We start from the raw sequence: 18,426 nt of genomic DNA, 5'->3' as shown, positions 1-18,426 counted from the left end.
CCGCGACAGGGCGGTGGCGCGCATCCCGGGGCCCGCCGCGTGGCGCCCCTGCCCCCTTTTGCCTACAATGGGCGGCCTGATTCGGACACCGCCCGACCCCCCTTCACCGACTGCAACGGACTGGATGACATGCTCGATCCCAAACTGCTGCGCAGCGACCTCGACGCGGTCGCGAAACGACTGGCCACCCGGGGCTACGCCCTCGACACCGCGCGCCTCGAGGCGCTGGAGTCCCGGCGCCGCGAGCTGCAGGCCGAGACCGAGTCCCTGCAGAACGAGCGCAACACCCGCTCCAAGTCCATCGGCCAGGCCAAGGCCCAGGGCGAGGACATCCAGCCCCTGCTGGCCGAGGTGAGCGACCTCGGTGACCGTCTCGATGCCGCCAAGGCGCGCCTCGCCGAGGTGCAGGCCGAGTGGGACAGCCTGGTCAGCGGCATCCCCAACCTGCCCCACGAGAGCGTCCCGGCGGGGCAGAGCGAGGAGGAGAACGTCGAGCTGCACCGCTGGGGCACGCCGCCGGCCTTCGACTTCGAGGTACGCGATCACGTCGACCTGGGGGCGCTTCAGGGCGATCTCGACTTCGAGCTCGCCGCCAAGCTCACCGGCTCGCGCTTCGCGGTGATGCGCGGGCCCATCGCGCGGCTGCACCGGGCGCTCACCCAGTTCATGCTCGACAAGCAGACCCTCGAGCACGGCTACGAGGAGTGCTACGTCCCCTACATGGTCAATGAGGCCTCGCTCCACGGCACCGGCCAGCTGCCCAAGTTCGGCGAGGACCTCTTCCGCCTGGACGACGAGCGCGGCTTCCACCTGATCCCCACCGCCGAGGTGCCGCTGACCAACTTCGCCCGGGACGAGATCCTCGAGCACAAGGCGCTGCCGATGCGGCTCACCGCCCACACGCCCTGCTTCCGCAGCGAGGCGGGCTCCCACGGCCGCGATACCCGCGGCATGATCCGCCAGCACCAGTTCGACAAGGTCGAGATGGTCCAGCTGGTCGAGCCGGAGCAGAGCTACGCGGCGCTGGAGGAGATGCGCGGCCATGCCGAGGCGATCCTCCAGGCGCTGGGCCTGGCCTATCGGGTGGTGACCCTGTGCACTGGCGACATGGGCTTCGGCGCCGCCAAGACCTACGACCTGGAGGTCTGGATGCCGAGCCAGCAGACCTACCGCGAGATCTCCTCGATCTCCAACTGCGAGGAGTTCCAGGCACGGCGCATGCAGGCGCGCTTCCGCCACCCGGAGCAGAAGAAGCCGCAGCTGCTGCATACCCTCAACGGCTCCGGCCTGGCGGTGGGGCGCTGCCTGATCGCGGTGATGGAGAACCACCAGAACGCCGACGGCTCGATCACCGTGCCCGAGGTGCTGCGCCCCTACATGGGCGGCGTCGAGACGATCAACGTGTAAGCGCCCAGCACCGAGCTGCAAGCGCCAAGCCGTACGGCGACGGATCGCCACCTCGGCGACAGCACTGCATGGACCCCACCGGACGTTGCGTTCGGTGGGGTTTTTGATGGGGCACTGTAAAGGGCCGCTCGCGACATCATCGTGAGGCGCCCGGCGCTCAGGGCGCCTCGGCGATCGCCCAGCTGACGTTCACGCCGGCCTCGATGGTGATGGTGCCCGGGCGATACTCGGCGTGGCCGGCGCCCTCGGGGCGGGCGTCGCTCATCGCCATCATCCGCGGCTGGAACACCGGGGCGCGGGTCTCGCTCACCGCGATCACCTCGCCCAGCTCGATCGCGAGCGTCTCGGCCATCAGCTCGGCCTTGTGGCGCGCCTTCGCCAGCGCCTTGACCAGCGCCTCGTCGGTGGCGGCCTCGCGGTCGGCGAGGTCGTAGCGCACGCCGTCCAGGGCGTTGACGCCGGCCTCGGTCAGGGCGTCGAGGAGCCCCGGCAGTCGGGCGAGGTCCTCGATCTCGATGCTGACCGGGCGCTGCAGGCGGGTGCGCACCCGCGGCGTCGACGGGGCATCGTCGCGCTGCATGCCCGGCAGGCGCTGCGGCTGGACCTGCAGCGAACCGGCGGTGATCGCCTTGCTGGCTATCCCCTCGGCCTCCAGGCGGCGGATCAGCGCGGCGGCGCGCTCCTCCAGGCGCTGTCGCGCCTGGCGCAGGGCCTCGGCGTCGGTGTCGCGCTCGCTCCCCTCGGCCACCGCCGGGGTCTGCTCCCAGAGGCGGGCCTCGAGGGTGGCGCGATCCGGCACCACCGCGAGCTCGGCCTCGGCCTGGACGTCGAGGCGACGGGGCGTCTCCGCCGCCAGGGCCGTGGCCGCCAGCGGCGGGGCGAGCGTGAGCAGGGCGGCCAGGGCCGGCAGGCCGAGCGCGCGAGCGGGGCGGGGGAAGGGCATGACGGTCTCCTTGTCGTGAGGGCTACCGGGCTTCGAGGCCACGGCCCGGGGATGGTTCCGCGCCTTGCAATTGCACCGTGCCCCGTCATCATGAGCAGACCATCGACGACCGCGAGACCGGGCATGCCCCCACCCCCTCAGAACGAGCAGCAGAGTATCCCCCTCAACCTGACCCTGGCGCTGGCGGCGCTGGTGGTGATCGTCGCCGGCATGCGGGCCGGGGCCAGCCTGCTGGTCCCGCTGCTGCTGTCGCTGTTCATCGCCGTGGTCTGCACGGCGCCCGTCCAGTGGCTCAACCGCCTCGGCCTGAGCCTGCGCCTGTCGGTCTGGCTGACCCTGGTGGTGATCGGCGGTTTCCTCTCGCTGCTCGGCGTGCTGCTGGTCAACAGCTTCGGCACCTTCGTCGAGGCCCTGCCCGGGATCGAGCAGAAGCTCTATCAGTACTACCTGGGGCTGCTCGACGGCCTGGCGGCCCTGGGCCTGGCCATCGACACCGACCGCCTGGCGGAGCTGCTGGACGCCGAGCAGTTTGGCAGCTGGATCCCGGCGCTGCTGGGCGAGGTGGGCAACCTGATGATGCAGAGCGTCGTCGTGTCGCTGCTGGTGATCTTCCTGCTCTTCGAGACCCTCAACTTCCGCGACAAGATCTCCCGGGCCCTGGTCAATCCGGCACCGAGCCTGCGCCGCTTCAGCGAGTTCAGCCAGACCCTCAAGCGCTACCTGGCCGTGAAGACGCTGATCAGCCTGGCGACCGGCGCGCTGATCTGGCTGGCCTGCAAGTTCCTGGGGGTCGAGTTTCCCCTGCTGTGGGCGGTGCTGGCCTTCGCCCTGAACTATATCCCCAACATCGGCTCGGCCATCGCCGCGGTGCCGCCGGTGCTGCTGCTGCTGGTCTCGCCCCAGGGCGGGCTGGTGGATGCCATGCTGCTCTCGGTGGCCTACCTGGGCGTGAACTTCGTGATGGGCAACATCATCGAGCCGCGGGTGATGGGGCGTGCCCTGGGGCTCTCCACCTCGGTGGCCTTCCTGTCGCTGGTGGTCTGGGGGTGGATCTTCGGCGCGGTGGGCATGCTGCTCTCGGTGGTGCTGACCATGACCCTGAAGATCGCCCTGGACAGCCATCCCCAGACGCGCTGGATCGCCCACCTGCTGGGTCCCGCGGTCGGCTCGCCGCTGGACCAGGCCGACCGGCCGATCTCTGAGCGCGACGACGAGTGAGCCCGACAGGCGCCCCAAACGACATCGCCCCGGCCTGGGCCGGGGCGATGAGCGCGGGGAGGGGCGTGATCAGGGGCGCGATCAGGCGTTCTGGTCGATGAACTGGCTCAGCTGTGACTTGGACTGAGCGCCGACCAGGGACGCGACCTTGGTGCCGGACTTGAACAGCATCACGGTGGGGACGCCACGCACGCCCTGCTCGGCGGCGATCTCCGGAGCGTCGTCCACGTTGATGCTGACGACCTTGAGGTTGCCATCGCGCTCTTCGGCCACCTCATCGACCACCGGCGCCATCACCTTGCAGGGACCACACCAGGGGGCCCAGAACTTCAGCAGGACCGGGGCATCGGCCTTGAGGACTTCCTGCTCGAAGTTGGCATTGGTGACATCGACGTTGTTGGCCATGTGATTCTCCAGTTTCGTTGCGCTGCATCGAGCGGGTAGGGGGCATGCGGGACATGCCCGGCCGGTCGATGTTAGCGATCGTCCAGGGTGCTGGCAAATCCCGGCGGCCGACGGGGACGTCGATCGGCGGCTGCCTCGGGGTCGCCATGTTATGCTATAAAGTGATCATAGGTTGTTTTTTTATGTCTTTGGGGTATTTTAGGAGGCCTGGTCGGCTGGCGTTCGCGGCTTGCGACCCGCACGCGCGGCCAGCCCCTACAGCATAGATCGCACGTCTCGCTTAGACAGTGCCCATCGCCAAGACAGCACGCACAGAGAGGGCGGCCATGAAGCTTCAGCAGCTGCGTTACATCTGGGAGGTGTCGCGCCACAACCTCAACGTCTCGGCCACCGCCCAGAGCCTCTTCACTTCCCAGCCCGGGATCTCCAAGCAGATCCGCCTGCTCGAGGACGAGCTCGGCGTCGAGATCTTCGCGCGCAGCGGCAAGCACCTGACCCGCATCACCCCGGCGGGGCAGGCGATCATCGAGCTGGCCGGCCAGGTGCTGAGGCTGGCCGAGAACATCAAGGACGTCGCCCAGGAGCACAGCGACGAGCGCCGCGGCAGCCTCTCCATCGCCACCACCCACACCCAGGCGCGCTATGCGCTGCCGCCGGTGATCCGCGACTTCACCCAGAAGTACCCCGACGTGGCGCTGCACATGCAGCAGGGCACGCCCAAGCAGATCGCCCAGATGGTCAGCGACGGCCAGGCCGACTTCGCCATCGCCACCGAGTCCCTCGACCTCTTCAATGACCTGGTCTTGCTGCCCTGCTACCGCTGGAACCGCTGCGTGCTGGTGCCCGCGGGTCATCCGCTGGCCGAACTCGAGACCCTCACCCTCGAGGCGCTGGCCGACTATCCGCTGGTCACCTACGTGTTCGGCTTCACCGGTCGCTCCCAGCTCGACGACGCCTTCCGGGCGCGCGGCCTGTCGCCCAACGTGGTGCTCACCGCCGCCGACGCCGATGTGATCAAGACCTACGTGCGCCTCGGCATGGGGGTGGGGATCGTCGCGCACATGGCGGTGGATGCCGATCAGGACACCGACCTGGTGGCGCTGGAGGCGAACCACCTGTTCGAGAGCTCCACCACCAAGATCGGCATTCGCCGCGGTACCTTCATGCGCGGCTACATGTATGACTTCCTCGAGGGCTTCGCCAGTCATCTCGACCGCGACCTGGTGGACGCGGCGCTGGCCGCCGGGCCCCGCCACGAGCAGTCGCTGTTCGAGGACATCGAGCTGCCGATCCGCTGAGGCCCACCAGGCACGCTCGCCTCCGGCGAGCCACGGCGAAAGGGCGCCCCGCGGGGCGCCCTTCGTGGTGTCGTGGCGGGGTGGCTCAGGCGCTCGACGAGGCCGGCGGCGCCAGGTTCACGGCGTGCAGTCCACACTCCTTGCCGCCCTGATCCTCCCACCACCAGCGGCCCTCGCGCTCGTGCTGGCCCGGCAGGGTGGGGCGCGTGCAGGGCTCGCAGCCGATGCTGACGTAGCCGCGCTCGTGCAGGGCGTTGTAGGGCACGTCGAACAGGCGGATGTAGGTCCAGACGTCCTCGCTGGTCCAGCGGGCGAGCGGGTTGATCTTGAAGAGCGGGGTCTGCTCGCTGCCGAAGGCGCTGTCGCGCTCGGCGATCTGCAGGCTGGAGCGGGTACCGGGGCTCTGGTCGCGGCGCTGGCCGGAGACCCACACCGGCAGGCCGGCCAGGCGGCGACGCAGGGGCGCCACCTTGCGGATGCCGCAGCACTCCTGGTGGCCGTCGCGGTAGAAGCTGAAGAGTCCCTTCTCGCCGACCAGGGCCTGAACGGCCTCGGTGTCGGGCAGGCGCACGTCGATGTCGATGGCGTAGTGATCGCGGACCCGCTCGATGAAGGCGTAGGTCTCGGGGTGCAGCCGTCCGGTGTCCAGCGAGAAGACCCTGACGTCCTCCTTCGGCGCGACCTTCAGGGCCAGGTCGATCAGCACCACGTCCTCGGCGCCGGAGAAGGAGATCGTCAGCTCGCCGAAGGCCCGGTAGGCGGCGCGAAGGATCTCCTTGGGCGTCTCCTGGTCGTGCTCGAGGACGAAGCGGTTGGGGTCGAAGGCGGTCATGGCGGGTCTCTGCTTGCGATATTGCCGCTACCCTAGCAGAGCTGTGGCGCCTCTCCCCAATACCGAATCATTGGATATCTATATCTCGATTGACTATTGAGACCGCTTCCTTATTCCATTTTTCCTCGTCGCTCGGCGTCGCCAGGGCCCGCATCAGGTGGCGGATCTTGTCCAGGGTCTCGGCATACTCGGCGTCGCCCTCGGAGTCGGCGACCAGGCCGCCGCCGCCCCAGAGGTGGAGGCGGCCCGCCTCGGCCACCACGCTGCGGATGGCGATGGAGGTGTCCATCCGTCCGCGCACGTCGACGTAGCCGAGGCTGCCGCAGTAGGCGCTGCGTCGGCTGGGCTCCAGCTCGTCGATGATCTGCATGGCGCGCACCTTGGGCGCCCCGGTGATGGAGCCGCCCGGGAAGGCCGCCGCCAGCAGGTCCATGGGGCGCCGGTCGGCCGCCAGCTCGCCGGTGATCACGCTGACCAGGTGGTGGACGTTGGCGTAGCTCTCCAGGCCGCAGAGGGTCGGCACCCGCACGCTCCCGGGGCGGCAGACCCGCCCCAGGTCGTTGCGCAGCAGGTCGGTGATCATCACGTTCTCGGCGCGGTCCTTGAGGCTCGCCTCGAGCTCGGCGGCCAGCCGTCGGTCCTCGTCGGGGGTGGCGCCGCGCGGCCGGGTGCCCTTGATCGGCCGGGTCTCGACGCGCCCGTCGCGACACTCGATGAAGCGCTCCGGGGAGAGCGAGAGGATCGCCTGCTCGCCCTCGGGGCCGGCCCAGGCCTGGTAACCGGCGTAGGGCGTGGGAGTGGCCTCGCGCAGGCGCCGATAGGCGGCCCAGAGATCGCCTTCGTAGGGGGCGTTGAAGCGCTGGGCGAGGTTGATCTGGTAGCAGTCGCCGGCGCGGATGTAGGCCTGCACGGTGCGGAAGCGCGCCAGGTACGCCTCGCGGCTGAGCTCGGCGGCGAAGGGGCCGGTGAGCCGGAAGCCCCCGGCCGGGCGCGCCGCGCCCGACAGCCACGCGAGCACCCGCTCGCGGCGCGCGGCGTCGGCTACCAGCCAGCTCTCCCGGCGCTCGTGGTCCTGGATCAGCGCCCAGTCGTAGAGGCCGACCCGGCTGGCCGGCAGGGCGACGGCCGAGCGCGCCCGTCCCGCCACCGGCTCGAGGCGCTGCCCCAGGTCGTAGCTCCAGTAACCGATCAGCCCGCCGAGAAACGGCAGGTCGCTCTCCGGTGTCTCTGCGGGCAGGCGGTCGAGCAGCGCCTGCTGGGCGGCGAAGGGGGAGAGGTCGGCCAGTGCCGGGTCGCCGTGGATGCGCCCGTCGCCGTCGACCTCGAGCCGGGCCAGCGGATCGCAGCTCAGGATGTCGTAGCGCCCGCCGGGTGCCGTCGGCCGGCCGCTGTCGAGCAGCACGGCGCCGGGCCTGTCGCGCAGCACCGCGAAATAGCCGAGCGGGTCCTCGTGGTAGGGCAGCGGAGTGATCTCGAGCGGTGGTGTCATCAGGCGTCTTCCCCAGGCAGGGCGTACATTCTAGGCATCGCGGGGCGACTTGTCCCTTCCGGTGATCGTGCATTGTCGACACGCGCGCCGCTCTGGATCATGTTGTCTACAACCAAAGGTGAAGGCATTCTGCCAAACGGCCGGTTGACCGGGCGTAAGGCAGTGGCTAAAGTTCTTCCATCCTTTAATTGTCGACAATTGCCATGACCTCAGCCGCAACGGAACAGGCCGCCAACCCCGAAGTCCGCACCCTGGCGGAGCGGGTCTTCAACCAGCTGCAGGACGCCATCGTCCGGGGGGAGCTGGCGCCCGGCAGCAAGATCACCGAGCCCGGTCTCTCGCGCGCCTACGGTATCTCGCGCGGGCCACTGCGTGAGGCGATGCGTCGCCTGGAGTCGCATCGTCTGATCCAGCGGGTGCCCCACGTGGGGGCCCGGGTGGTCCAGCTCTCCATGAAGGAGCTGCTCGAGCTGTTCGACCTGCGCGAGGCCCTGGAGAGCATGGCCGCGCGCCTGGCCGCGGAGCACATGACCCCCGAGGAGGTCGCCGGGCTGCGCGAGGTGCTCTCGGTACACGAGCGCCAGGCCGACCTGCGTCGCGGCGAGGCCTATTACCAGCGCGAGGGCGACCTGGATTTCCACTACCAGATCGTGCTCGGCAGCCACAACAGGATGCTGATGGGGCTGCTCTGCGACGACCTCTACTACCTGGTGCGGCTCTATCGTACCCAGTTCAGCGCCAGCGGTACGCGCCCGCAGCGCGCCTTCGTCGAACACCACCGCATCGTCGACGCCATCGAGGCGGGCGACGCCGAACTGGCGGAGCTGTTGATGCGCCGCCACGTCAGCGCCTCGCGAGCCAACGTGGTCGAGCGCTATGCGGCGACCCTCGAACCGCAGGAGAGCGACGCCTCCCGATGAGGCGCTCGACCCACTAACCGGAGACCCTCCATGACCCAAATGACGCCCGGCGCCCGCTTCCGCGCCGCCCTCGAGGCCAACCGTCCGCTGCCGATCGTCGGCACCATCAACGCCTATACCGCCATGATGGCACAGCGGGTCGGCCACCAGGCGATCTACCTCTCCGGCGGTGGCGTCGCCAACGCCTCCTATGGCCTGCCGGATCTCGGCATGACGACCATGAACGACGTGGTCGAGGACGCCCATCGCATCTGCGGCGCCACCGACCTGCCGCTGCTGGTGGACATCGACACCGGCTGGGGCGGCGCCTTCAACATCGCCCGCACCGTCAAGGAGATGCAGCGTGCCGGCGTGGCCGCCGTGCACCTCGAGGACCAGGTGGCGCAGAAGCGCTGCGGCCACCGCCCCAACAAGGCGATCGTCTCCCAGCAGGAGATGGTCGACCGCGTGAAGGCCGCCGCCGATGCACGCCTCGATCCGGACTTCTACCTGATCGCGCGCACCGACGCCTTCCAGAAGGAGGGCCTGGACGCGGCCATCGAGCGGGCCAACGCCTGCATCGAGGCGGGCGCCGACGCCATCTTCGCCGAGGCGGTGCACACCCTGGACGACTACCGGGCCTTCTGCGAGCGCGTCGACGCGCCGATTCTCGCCAACATCACCGAGTTCGGCGCCACGCCGCTCTTTTCCCAGCAGGAGCTCGGCGAGGTGGGCTGTCGCATGGTGCTCTACCCGCTGTCGGCCTTCCGCGCCATGAACGCCGCGGCCCTCAAGGTCTACCAGAGCATCCACGACACCGGCCACCAGCGCGACGTCGTCGAGCTGATGCAGACCCGCAACGAGCTCTACGACTTCCTCAACTATCACGACTTCGAGCAGAAGCTCGACGCCCTGTTTGCCGAGAACAACAACGCGGAGTAAGGGCGGCGACGCCCGACACGCCAGGTATACCGACAATAATCGACTCACGAGGAGACACGACATGGCAGACAAACCCATCGGTGGCGCCGGCCTGCGCGGCCAGAGCGCCGGTACCACGGCCCTGTGCACCGTCGGCAAGACCGGCTCCGGCCTGACCTATCGCGGCTTCGACATCAAGGAGCTGGCCGAGAAGGCGAAGTTCGAGGAAGTGGCCTACCTGCTGCTCAAGGGCAAGCTGCCCAACCAGGCCGAGCTCGACGCCTACATCACCAAGCTCAAGGGGCTGCGTGGCTTGCCCCAGGCGCTGAAGACCGTGCTCGAGCAGATCCCGGCAGACGCCCATCCCATGGACGTGATGCGCACCGGCGCCTCCATGCTCGGCAACCTGGAGGCCGAGCAGAGCTTCGAGGAGCAGCAGGACGTCTCCGACCGCCTGCTCGCCGCGCTGCCGTCGATCATCTGCTACTGGTACCGTTTCTCCCACGACGGCGTGCGCATCGAGACCGAGACCGACGACGCCTCGGTGGGCGGGCACTTCCTGCACCTGCTGCGCGACGAGCCGGCCTCCGAGCTGCACGCCCGGGTGATGAACGTCTCGCTGATCCTCTACGCCGAGCACGAGTTCAACGCCTCGACCTTCACCGCCCGCGTCTGCGCCTCGACGCTCTCCGACATGCACTCCTGCGTGACCGGCGCCATCGGCTCCCTGCGCGGCCCGCTGCACGGCGGCGCCAATGAGGCGGCCATGGCGATGATCGAGAACTGGCAGTCGCCGGACGAGGCCGAGCGCGAGATCCTGGGCATGCTCGAGCGCAAGGACAAGATCATGGGCTTCGGCCATGCTATCTACCGCGAGTCCGATCCGCGCAACGCCATCATCAAGCACTGGTCCCAGAAGCTCGCCCAGGACGTGGGCGACAGCGTCCTCTATCCGGTCTCCGAGCGCGTCGAGGCGGTGATGTGGCGCGAGAAGAAGCTGTTCTGCAACGCCGACTTCTTCCACGCCAGCGCCTACCACTTCATGGACATCCCGACCAAGCTGTTCACGCCGATCTTCGTCTGCTCGCGCGTCACCGGCTGGTGCGCCCATGTCTTCGAGCAGCGCGCCAACAACCGCATCATCCGCCCGAGCGCCGACTACGTCGGCCCCGAGAAGAGCGAATGGGTGCCCATCGAGGAGCGCGACTGAACCTTCCCGGGGGCGACCGCCGAACGGTCGCCCCGCCTTCTTTCTTCATTCGACGACTTCCCGACGGACGCCATGAATACCGACTACCGCAAGCCTCTTCCCGGTACCGAGCTGGACTATTTCGACACCCGTGCGGCCGTCGACGACATCCAGCCCGGTGCCTACGATACCCTTCCCTACACCTCGCGGGTGCTGGCCGAGCAGCTGGTGCGCCGCTGCGAGCCGGAACTGCTGACCGATGCGCTTACCCAGCTGATCGAGCGCCGGCGTGACCTGGACTTCCCCTGGTATCCGGCTCGCGTGGTGTGTCACGACATCCTCGGCCAGACGGCGCTGGTCGATCTCGCCGGCCTGCGCGACGCCATCGCCGAGCGCGGCGGCGACCCGGCCAAGGTCAACCCGGTGGTGCCGACCCAGCTGATCGTCGACCACTCCCTGGCCGTCGAGCACGCCGGCTTCGAGCAGGACGCCTTCGACAAGAACCGCGCCATCGAGGATCGCCGCAACGAGGACCGCTTCCACTTCATCGAGTGGACCAAGACGGCCTTCGAGAACGTCGACGTGATCCCCGCCGGCAACGGCATCATGCACCAGATCAACCTGGAGAAGATGTCGCCGGTGATCCAGGCGCGCCCCGACGAGACCGGCAAGCGCGTGGCCTTCCCGGACACCTGCGTGGGAACCGACAGCCACACCCCGCACATCGACTGCCTGGGCGTCATCGCCCTGGGCGTGGGCGGCCTCGAGGCCGAGACCGTGATGCTGGGCCGCCCCTCCATGATGCGCCTGCCCGACATCGTCGGCGTGGAGCTGACCGGCCAGCGCCAGCCCGGCATCACCGCCACCGATATCGTCCTGGCGATCACCGAGTTCCTGCGTCAGGAGCGCGTGGTGGGGGCGTATCTCGAGTTCTTCGGCGCGGGTGCGGCGAGCCTGACCATCGGCGACCGTGCCACCATCTCCAACATGACGCCGGAGTACGGTGCCTCCGCGGCGATGTTCTACATCGACGATCAGACCCTCGACTACCTGAAGATCACCGGGCGCGAACCGGAGCAGGTCGAGCTGGTCGAGACCTACGCCAAGCAGGCCGGCCTGTGGGCCGACAGCCTGACCGAGGCCCAGTACGAGCGGGTGCTGACCTTCGACCTCTCCACCGTGGAGCGCAACCTGGCCGGCCCCTCCAACCCGCACCGTCGCCTGCCCACCAGCGCCCTCGCCGAGCGCGGCATCGCCGTTCCCTCCTACAAGGACAGCGACAAGGCCCAGGCGGAGGAGCGCGAGGGCAAGATGCCCGATGGGGCGGTGATCATCGCCGCCATCACCAGCTGCACCAACACCTCCAACCCGCGCAATGTCGTGGCCGCCGGCCTGCTGGCCAAGAAGGCCAACGAGCTGGGGCTGATTCGCAAGCCCTGGGTGAAATCTTCCTTCGCTCCCGGGTCGAAAGTCGCGCGCCTCTACCTGGAGGAGGCCGGCCTGCTGCCGGAACTCGAGAAGCTCGGCTTCGGCATCGTCGCCTACGCCTGCACCACCTGTAACGGCATGTCCGGGGCCCTCGACCCCGAGATCCAGCAGGAGATCATCGACCGCGACCTCTACGCCACCGCGGTGCTCTCCGGCAACCGCAACTTCGACGGCCGGATCCATCCCTACGCCAAGCAGGCCTTCCTGGCCTCGCCGCCGCTGGTGGTGGCCTATGCCATCGCCGGCACCGTGCGCTTCGACATCGAGCAGGACGCGCTGGGCACCGACCCGGACGGCAACCCGGTGACCCTCAAGGACCTCTGGCCCTCCGACGAGGAGATCGACGCCATCGTCGGCGAGTTCGTCAAGCCCGAGCAGTTCAAGCAGGTCTACATCCCGATGTTCGATCTGGACGCCGCCGAGAAGGCCGAGAGCCCGCTCTACGACTGGCGTCCCCAGAGCACCTACATCCGCCGTCCGCCCTACTGGGAAGGCAACATGGCGGCGGTGCGTGCCCTGAAGGGGATGCGCCCGCTGGCGATCCTGCCGGACAACATCACCACCGACCACCTGTCGCCGTCGAATGCCATCATGGCCGACAGTGCGGCCGGCGAGTACCTGGCGAAGATGGGCCTGCCGGAGGAGGACTTCAACTCCTACGCCACCCACCGCGGCGATCACCTCACCGCCCTGCGCGCGACCCTGGCCAATCCCAAGCTCTACAACGAGATGGTGCGGGACGAGCACGGCGAGGTACGCCAGGGCTCGCTGGCGCGCATCGAGCCGGAGGGGCAGGTGACCCGCATGTGGGAGGCGATCGAGACCTACATGGAGCGCGACCAGCCGCTGATCGTCATCGCCGGCGCCGACTACGGCCAGGGCTCGTCGCGGGACTGGGCGGCCAAGGGCGTGGCGCTGGCCGGGGTGGAGGCGATCGTCGCCGAGGGCTTCGAGCGCATCCACCGCACCAACCTGATCGGCATGGGCGTGATGCCGCTGCAGTTCGAGGAGGGCACCACCCGCCACACCCTGCAGCTCGACGGCACCGAGACCTACGACGTCGAGGGCGCCCCGGCGCCGCGCGCCACCCTCGAGCTCGTGATCCACCGCAAGACCGGCGAGGTCGACCGGGTGCCGGTGATCTGCCGCCTGGATACCGCCGAGGAGGTGACCGTCTACTCCGCCGGCGGCGTGCTGCAGCGCTTCGCCCAGGACTTCCTGGAGTCCGAGGTCGAGGCGGTCGGCTGAACCGGGCGATGACCGTCACTCCCTAACCCACCCATCGACCCGGCGCCGCCACGGCCCGGGTCGATCTTTCTCGAGAAGGACGCGAATTCCATGGCACAGGTTCCACAGATCCGGGTTCCCGCCACCTACATGCGCGGCGGCACCAGCAAGGGCGTCTTCTTTCGCCTCGACGACCTGCCCGAGGCCGCCCGGGTGCCGGGCGAGGCCCGCGACCGCCTGCTGATGCGGGTGATCGGCAGCCCCGACCCTTACCAGAAGCAGATCGACGGCATGGGTGGGGCGACCTCCAGCACCAGCAAGACCGTCATCCTCGCGAAGAGCGAGCGCCCCGACCACGACGTCGACTACCTCTTCGGCCAGGTCGCCATCGACAGGGCCTTCGTCGACTGGAGCGGCAACTGCGGCAACCTCTCCGCCGCGGTGGGGCCCTTCGCCATCAGCAACGGCCTGGTCGATCCCGCGCGCATCCCCGAGAACGGCGAGGTCGAGGTGCGCATCTGGCAGGCCAACATCGGCAAGACCATCGTCTCGCGGGTGCCGATCACCGACGGCCAGGTGCAGGAGACAGGCGACTTCGAACTCGACGGCGTGACCTTCCCGGCCGCCGAGGTGCCGGTGGCGTTCAAGGATCCCGCCGACGGCGAGGGCGCCATCTTCCCCACCGGGCAGTTGGTCGACGACCTGGAGGTGCCGGCCGAGGTGGTGGAGGGGGGCATCCTCAAGGCCACGATGATCAATGCCGGCATCCCCACCGTCTTCGTCAATGCCGCCGAGCTCGGCTACACCGGCAGCGAGCTGCAGGAGGCGATCAACGGCGACACCCAGGCGCTCGAGCGCTTCGAGGCCATCCGCGCCCATGCCGCCCTGCGCATGGGACTGATCAGTGAGCTCGGCGAGGCCGCCCACCGCCAGCACACGCCCAAGGTCGCCTTCGTGGCGCCGCCGGCGAGCTACACCGCCTCCAGCGGCAAGGCCGTCGAGGCCGAGGCGATCGACCTGCGGGTGCGGGCGCTCTCCATGGGCAAGCTGCACCACGCCATGATGGGCACCGCCGCGGTCGCCATCGCCTCCGCGGCGGCCATCGAGGGCACCCTGGTCAACCTGGCGGCCGGCGGCGGCAAGCGCAACGCCGTCACCTTCGGTCACCCCTCCGGCACCCTGCGAGTCGGCGCCGAGGCGAGCCTGGTCGACGGCCGCTGGGTGATCGACGAGGCGGTGATGAGCCGCAGCGCCCGCGTGCTGATGGAAGGCTGGGTGCGCGTGCCCGGTGACAGCATCTGAGTCGCCATCGTCCGCTGCACGTCGCGCCTCGTGTCGATGACACGGGGCGTTTTCTATAGTGAAAAGAGTGGTAGAGAGACACCGACCGACTCCCGATCGCAGGAGGCACCCGATGAGCACCGTGGAAACCAACGTGCGCCCAGAGTACGACGTCGAGCTGCAGAAGATTGCCGACTACGTCCTCGGCTTCACCATCGACAGCGACGAGGCGCTCGAGACGGCGCGTCACTGCCTGATGGACACCCTGGGCTGCGGCCTCCTGGCGCTGCGCTTTCCCGAGTGCACCAAGCACCTGGGCCCGCTCGTCGAGGGCACCGTGGTGCCCTTTGGGGCGCGGGTGCCCGGGACCACCTTCCGGCTGGATCCGGTCAAGGCGGCCTGGGACATCGGCGCCACCATCCGCTGGCTCGACTACAATGACACCTGGCTCGCCGCCGAATGGGGGCATCCCTCCGACAACCTGGGGGGCATCCTCGCCGTGGCCGACTACCTCTCCCAGAAGCGCGTGGCCGACGGGCAGGCGCCGCTGACCATGCGCCGGGTGCTCGAGGCGATGATCATGGCCCACGAGATCCAGGGCGTGCTGGCGCTGGATAACTCCTTCAACCGGGTCGGGCTCGATCACGTGGTGCTGGTCAAGGTGGCCTCCACCGCGGTGGTGGCGAAGCTGATGGGGGCCGATCGTGAGCGGCTGCTCGCGGCGCTCTCCCACGCCTTCGTCGACGGCCAGAGCCTGCGTACCTATCGGCACGCCCCGAACGCGGGCTCGCGCAAGAGCTGGGCCGCCGGGGACGCCACCTCCCGCGCCGTGCGCCTGGCCGACATTGCCATGCGCGGCGAGATGGGCATCCCGGGCGTGCTGAGCGCTCCGCAGTGGGGCTTCTACGACGTGCTCTACAGCCACACCAACCGCGACCTGGCCACCAAGCCGGAGGCGGCGCGCCGCTTCACCTTCCAGCGCGAGCTCGGCAGCCACGTGATGGAGCACATCCTCTTCAAGATCTCCTTCCCGGCCGAGTTCCATGCCCAGACCGCCTGCGAGGCGGCCATGGCCCTGCATCCCCAGGTGAAGGATCGGCTGGATGAGATCGAACGCATCGTGCTGACCACCCACGACTCGGCCATCCGCATCATCTCCAAGGAGGGGGAGCTGGCCAATCCCGCCGACCGGGATCACTGCCTCCAGTACATGACCGCCGTGCCGCTGATCTTCGGCAGCCTCACCGCCGAGCACTACGAGGATGCCTTCCACGCGGCGCACCCCGAAATCGATGTGCTGCGCGGCAAGATGGAGGTGGTCGAGGACGAGGTCTACTCCCGGGACTACTACGATCCCGAGAAGCGAGCCATCGCAAATGCCGTCCAGGTCTTCTTCGCGGACGGCAGTGCCACCGAGCAGGTCGCGGTCGAGTACCCCATCGGCCATCGCCGTCGACGGGCGGAGGGCATCCCCCTGCTGGTGGAAAAGTTCGAGCGTAATCTGGCCACGCGCTTCCCGGCGGGGCGCTGCGCCGAGATCGTCGATCTCTGTGCCGACCAGGCCCGCCTGGAGCAGACGGCGGTGCACCGCTTCGTTGACCGTTTCGTGATCTGAGAGGGCGCGTTGCTCTCCTCCCAAGGGGAGGGAAGCTGGCGGCGAGGGCCTCATGGCGGGGCATGCCACGGCGGTCTCGAAGAAAGGCGTGATGGCTCGTGGCGCGCCCGATCGGAGTGGGCTATATTTTTTCTTGGTCGGGGGGCTTGCACGCCTCCGGGGAAATCCGTAAAGTACGCATCCGCTGCCGGCGACGGGCCAACGTTGCAGGCGGTGATGGTGGCAGAAGTGCTTGTTTCCATTTGGGTTTTTCGAAGACGCTTTGAAAATTCCCGCTTGACGAACTCGCCGCATTCGGTAGAATGCACGCCACTCGATCGGCACTCACCTCGCAGGGCGAGATGAGGTTTCGGTCACCCGCTTCGCTTCTTCGGAACGCCTCGCAGGGTTGACAAGAAATGCCGGTCAGGTAGAATACGCCTTCCTCGCAGGGCGCCGGCGAGACCGCCGCTTCGTTGATGCGGCCGGCACGACGGCAACAGCGAGATGCTCTTTAACAATCGATCAGGTAATTCATGTGGGCGCTTGTCGGGATGTCGGTGACCAGTCACTGAAACATTCAAGGCAAGCGACTCGTCAAACGAGACGTTTGAACCTTGAGCCAGGTTTGGTTCCACCTTAGGAACTATCAGACTTTAAACTGAAGAGTTTGATCATGGCTCAGATTGAACGCTGGCGGCAGGCCTAACACATGCAAGTCGAGCGGAAACGATCCTAGCTTGCTAGGAGGCGTCGAGCGGCGGACGGGTGAGTAATGCATAGGAATCTGCCCGGTAGTGGGGGATAACCTGGGGAAACTCAGGCTAATACCGCATACGCCCTACGGGGGAAAGCAGGGGATCTTCGGACCTTGCGCTATTGGATGAGCCTATGTCGGATTAGCTAGTTGGTGAGGTAATGGCTCACCAAGGCCGCGATCCGTAGCTGGTCTGAGAGGATGATCAGCCACATCGGGACTGAGACACGGCCCGAACTCCTACGGGAGGCAGCAGTGGGGAATATTGGACAATGGGCGAAAGCCTGATCCAGCCATGCCGCGTGTGTGAAGAAGGCTTTCGGGTTGTAAAGCACTTTCAGTGAGGAAGAACGCCTTCGGGTTAATACCCCGGAGGGAAGACATCACTCACAGAAGAAGCACCGGCTAACTCCGTGCCAGCAGCCGCGGTAATACGGAGGGTGCGAGCGTTAATCGGAATTACTGGGCGTAAAGCGCGCGTAGGTGGCTTGATAAGCCGGTTGTGAAAGCCCCGGGCTCAACCTGGGAACGGCATCCGGAACTGTCAGGCTAGAGTGCAGGAGAGGAAGGTAGAATTCCCGGTGTAGCGGTGAAATGCGTAGAGATCGGGAGGAATACCAGTGGCGAAGGCGGCCTTCTGGACTGACACTGACACTGAGGTGCGAAAGCGTGGGTAGCAAACAGGATTAGATACCCTGGTAGTCCACGCCGTAAACGATGTCGACTAGCCGTTGGGGTCCTTGAGACCTTTGTGGCGCAGTTAACGCGATAAGTCGACCGCCTGGGGAGTACGGCCGCAAGGTTAAAACTCAAATGAATTGACGGGGGCCCGCACAAGCGGTGGAGCATGTGGTTTAATTCGATGCAACGCGAAGAACCTTACCTACCCTTGACATCGAGCGAACTTTCCAGAGATGGATTGGTGCCTTCGGGAACGCTCAGACAGGTGCTGCATGGCTGTCGTCAGCTCGTGTTGTGAAATGTTGGGTTAAGTCCCGTAACGAGCGCAACCCTTGTCCCTATTTGCCAGCGATTCGGTCGGGAACTCTAGGGAGACTGCCGGTGACAAACCGGAGGAAGGTGGGGACGACGTCAAGTCATCATGGCCCTTACGGGTAGGGCTACACACGTGCTACAATGGTCGGTACAATGGGTTGCGAAGCCGCGAGGTGGAGCTAATCCCATAAAGCCGGTCTCAGTCCGGATCGGAGTCTGCAACTCGACTCCGTGAAGTCGGAATCGCTAGTAATCGTGAATCAGAATGTCACGGTGAATACGTTCCCGGGCCTTGTACACACCGCCCGTCACACCATGGGAGTGGACTGCACCAGAAGTGGTTAGCCTAACTTCGGAGGGCGATCACCACGGTGTGGTTCATGACTGGGGTGAAGTCGTAACAAGGTAGCCGTAGGGGAACCTGCGGCTGGATCACCTCCTTAATCGACGACGTCGCCGACACTCGGCAAGTGCTCACAATG

At 67.4% G+C, this 18,426-nt stretch carries 13 protein-coding genes and 1 rRNA gene; 10 read left to right on the top strand and 4 right to left on the bottom strand.

Features of this window, described 5'->3' with window-relative positions; all coding sequences use genetic code 11:
• The first annotated feature begins 129 nt into the window (after positions 1-129).
• Complete coding sequence (serS, locus tag FIU83_RS12490; RefSeq protein ID WP_152484339.1) at positions 130-1,407, top strand: serine--tRNA ligase; 1,278 nt, start codon at positions 130-132, stop codon at positions 1,405-1,407.
• Positions 1,408-1,564: 157 nt separating this feature from the next.
• On the opposite strand, the gene FIU83_RS12485 is transcribed toward serS, so the two are convergent.
• The gene (locus tag FIU83_RS12485) at positions 1,565-2,350 is read right to left on the bottom strand and encodes an SIMPL domain-containing protein (protein WP_152484338.1); all 786 of its coding nucleotides are present in this window, start codon (positions 2,348-2,350) and stop codon (positions 1,565-1,567) included.
• A gap of 123 nt (positions 2,351-2,473) precedes the next feature.
• Here FIU83_RS12485 and FIU83_RS12480 point away from each other — a divergent pair, with 123 nt between their 5' ends.
• Complete coding sequence (locus FIU83_RS12480) at positions 2,474-3,568, top strand: AI-2E family transporter (RefSeq protein ID WP_152484337.1); 1,095 nt, start codon at positions 2,474-2,476, stop codon at positions 3,566-3,568.
• Between the two features lie 81 nt (positions 3,569-3,649).
• Here the strand turns inward: FIU83_RS12480 and trxA are convergent, their stop codons facing one another.
• Positions 3,650-3,973 carry a thioredoxin gene (gene trxA, locus FIU83_RS12475; RefSeq protein WP_089847268.1) on the bottom strand — a complete coding sequence of 108 codons (324 nt, stop codon included), beginning with the start codon at positions 3,971-3,973 and terminating at the stop codon, positions 3,650-3,652.
• Between the two features lie 326 nt (positions 3,974-4,299).
• Here trxA and cysB point away from each other — a divergent pair, with 326 nt between their 5' ends.
• The gene (cysB, locus tag FIU83_RS12470; protein ID WP_152484336.1) at positions 4,300-5,271 is read left to right on the top strand and encodes an HTH-type transcriptional regulator CysB; all 972 of its coding nucleotides are present in this window, start codon (positions 4,300-4,302) and stop codon (positions 5,269-5,271) included.
• A gap of 85 nt (positions 5,272-5,356) precedes the next feature.
• Here the strand turns inward: cysB and FIU83_RS12465 are convergent, their stop codons facing one another.
• Positions 5,357-6,103: a phosphoadenylyl-sulfate reductase gene (locus FIU83_RS12465; RefSeq protein WP_152484335.1), complete on the bottom strand. Its 747-nt coding sequence runs from the start codon at positions 6,101-6,103 to the stop codon at positions 5,357-5,359.
• A gap of 67 nt (positions 6,104-6,170) precedes the next feature.
• The gene (gene pabB / locus FIU83_RS12460) at positions 6,171-7,592 is read right to left on the bottom strand and encodes an aminodeoxychorismate synthase component I (RefSeq protein ID WP_152484334.1); all 1,422 of its coding nucleotides are present in this window, start codon (positions 7,590-7,592) and stop codon (positions 6,171-6,173) included.
• A 203-nt stretch (positions 7,593-7,795) separates the two neighbouring features.
• On the opposite strand from pabB, the gene FIU83_RS12455 reads away from it, so the two are divergent.
• The 7 genes from FIU83_RS12455 (at position 7,796) to FIU83_RS12425 (ending at position 18,387) form a co-directional block, all read left to right on the top strand.
• Positions 7,796-8,512, top strand: coding sequence for a GntR family transcriptional regulator (locus FIU83_RS12455; RefSeq protein WP_152484333.1), 717 nt, complete (start codon positions 7,796-7,798; stop codon positions 8,510-8,512).
• A 30-nt stretch (positions 8,513-8,542) separates the two neighbouring features.
• Positions 8,543-9,433, top strand: a complete 891-nt coding sequence (gene prpB / locus FIU83_RS12450) for a methylisocitrate lyase (protein ID WP_152484332.1) — start codon at positions 8,543-8,545, stop codon at positions 9,431-9,433.
• Positions 9,434-9,494: 61 nt separating this feature from the next.
• Positions 9,495-10,622: a 2-methylcitrate synthase gene (gene prpC, locus FIU83_RS12445; RefSeq protein ID WP_152484331.1), complete on the top strand. Its 1,128-nt coding sequence runs from the start codon at positions 9,495-9,497 to the stop codon at positions 10,620-10,622.
• A gap of 72 nt (positions 10,623-10,694) precedes the next feature.
• On the top strand, positions 10,695-13,337 hold the full coding sequence (gene acnD, locus FIU83_RS12440) for a Fe/S-dependent 2-methylisocitrate dehydratase AcnD (protein WP_152484330.1): 2,643 nt from the start codon (positions 10,695-10,697) through the stop codon (positions 13,335-13,337).
• A gap of 90 nt (positions 13,338-13,427) precedes the next feature.
• Positions 13,428-14,618 (top strand): 2-methylaconitate cis-trans isomerase PrpF, encoded by a 1,191-nt coding sequence (gene prpF, locus FIU83_RS12435; RefSeq protein ID WP_152484329.1) that lies wholly within the window; start codon positions 13,428-13,430, stop codon positions 14,616-14,618.
• Between the two features lie 112 nt (positions 14,619-14,730).
• A complete protein-coding gene (locus FIU83_RS12430) occupies positions 14,731-16,212 on the top strand; it encodes a bifunctional 2-methylcitrate dehydratase/aconitate hydratase (protein ID WP_152484328.1) in 1,482 nt (493 codons plus the stop codon).
• Between the two features lie 637 nt (positions 16,213-16,849).
• Positions 16,850-18,387: ribosomal RNA gene (locus tag FIU83_RS12425) — 16S ribosomal RNA — on the top strand.
• Positions 18,388-18,426: the final 39 nt, after the last annotated feature.

Origin of the sequence: Halomonas sp. THAF5a (assembly GCF_009363755.1) — a bacterium.
GTDB lineage: Bacteria > Pseudomonadota > Gammaproteobacteria > Pseudomonadales > Halomonadaceae > Halomonas.
Note: the sequence above shows the minus strand (reverse complement) of the source record. Positions and strands in the feature narration are given on the sequence as shown.

Excerpts from the sequence above, each read along its gene's own strand:
- serS (WP_152484339.1), top strand. The coding sequence starts at position 130 with ATGCTCGATCCCAAACTGCTGCGCAGCGACCTCGACGCGGTCGCGAAA.
- FIU83_RS12485 (WP_152484338.1), bottom strand. The coding sequence starts at position 2,350 with ATGCCCTTCCCCCGCCCCGCTCGCGCGCTCGGCCTGCCGGCCCTGGCC.
- FIU83_RS12480 (WP_152484337.1), top strand. The coding sequence starts at position 2,474 with ATGCCCCCACCCCCTCAGAACGAGCAGCAGAGTATCCCCCTCAACCTG.
- trxA (WP_089847268.1), bottom strand. The coding sequence starts at position 3,973 with ATGGCCAACAACGTCGATGTCACCAATGCCAACTTCGAGCAGGAAGTC.
- cysB (WP_152484336.1), top strand. The coding sequence starts at position 4,300 with ATGAAGCTTCAGCAGCTGCGTTACATCTGGGAGGTGTCGCGCCACAAC.
- FIU83_RS12465 (WP_152484335.1), bottom strand. The coding sequence starts at position 6,103 with ATGACCGCCTTCGACCCCAACCGCTTCGTCCTCGAGCACGACCAGGAG.
- pabB (WP_152484334.1), bottom strand. The coding sequence starts at position 7,592 with ATGACACCACCGCTCGAGATCACTCCGCTGCCCTACCACGAGGACCCG.
- FIU83_RS12455 (WP_152484333.1), top strand. The coding sequence starts at position 7,796 with ATGACCTCAGCCGCAACGGAACAGGCCGCCAACCCCGAAGTCCGCACC.
- prpB (WP_152484332.1), top strand. The coding sequence starts at position 8,543 with ATGACCCAAATGACGCCCGGCGCCCGCTTCCGCGCCGCCCTCGAGGCC.
- prpC (WP_152484331.1), top strand. The coding sequence starts at position 9,495 with ATGGCAGACAAACCCATCGGTGGCGCCGGCCTGCGCGGCCAGAGCGCC.
- acnD (WP_152484330.1), top strand. The coding sequence starts at position 10,695 with ATGAATACCGACTACCGCAAGCCTCTTCCCGGTACCGAGCTGGACTAT.
- prpF (WP_152484329.1), top strand. The coding sequence starts at position 13,428 with ATGGCACAGGTTCCACAGATCCGGGTTCCCGCCACCTACATGCGCGGC.
- FIU83_RS12430 (WP_152484328.1), top strand. The coding sequence starts at position 14,731 with ATGAGCACCGTGGAAACCAACGTGCGCCCAGAGTACGACGTCGAGCTG.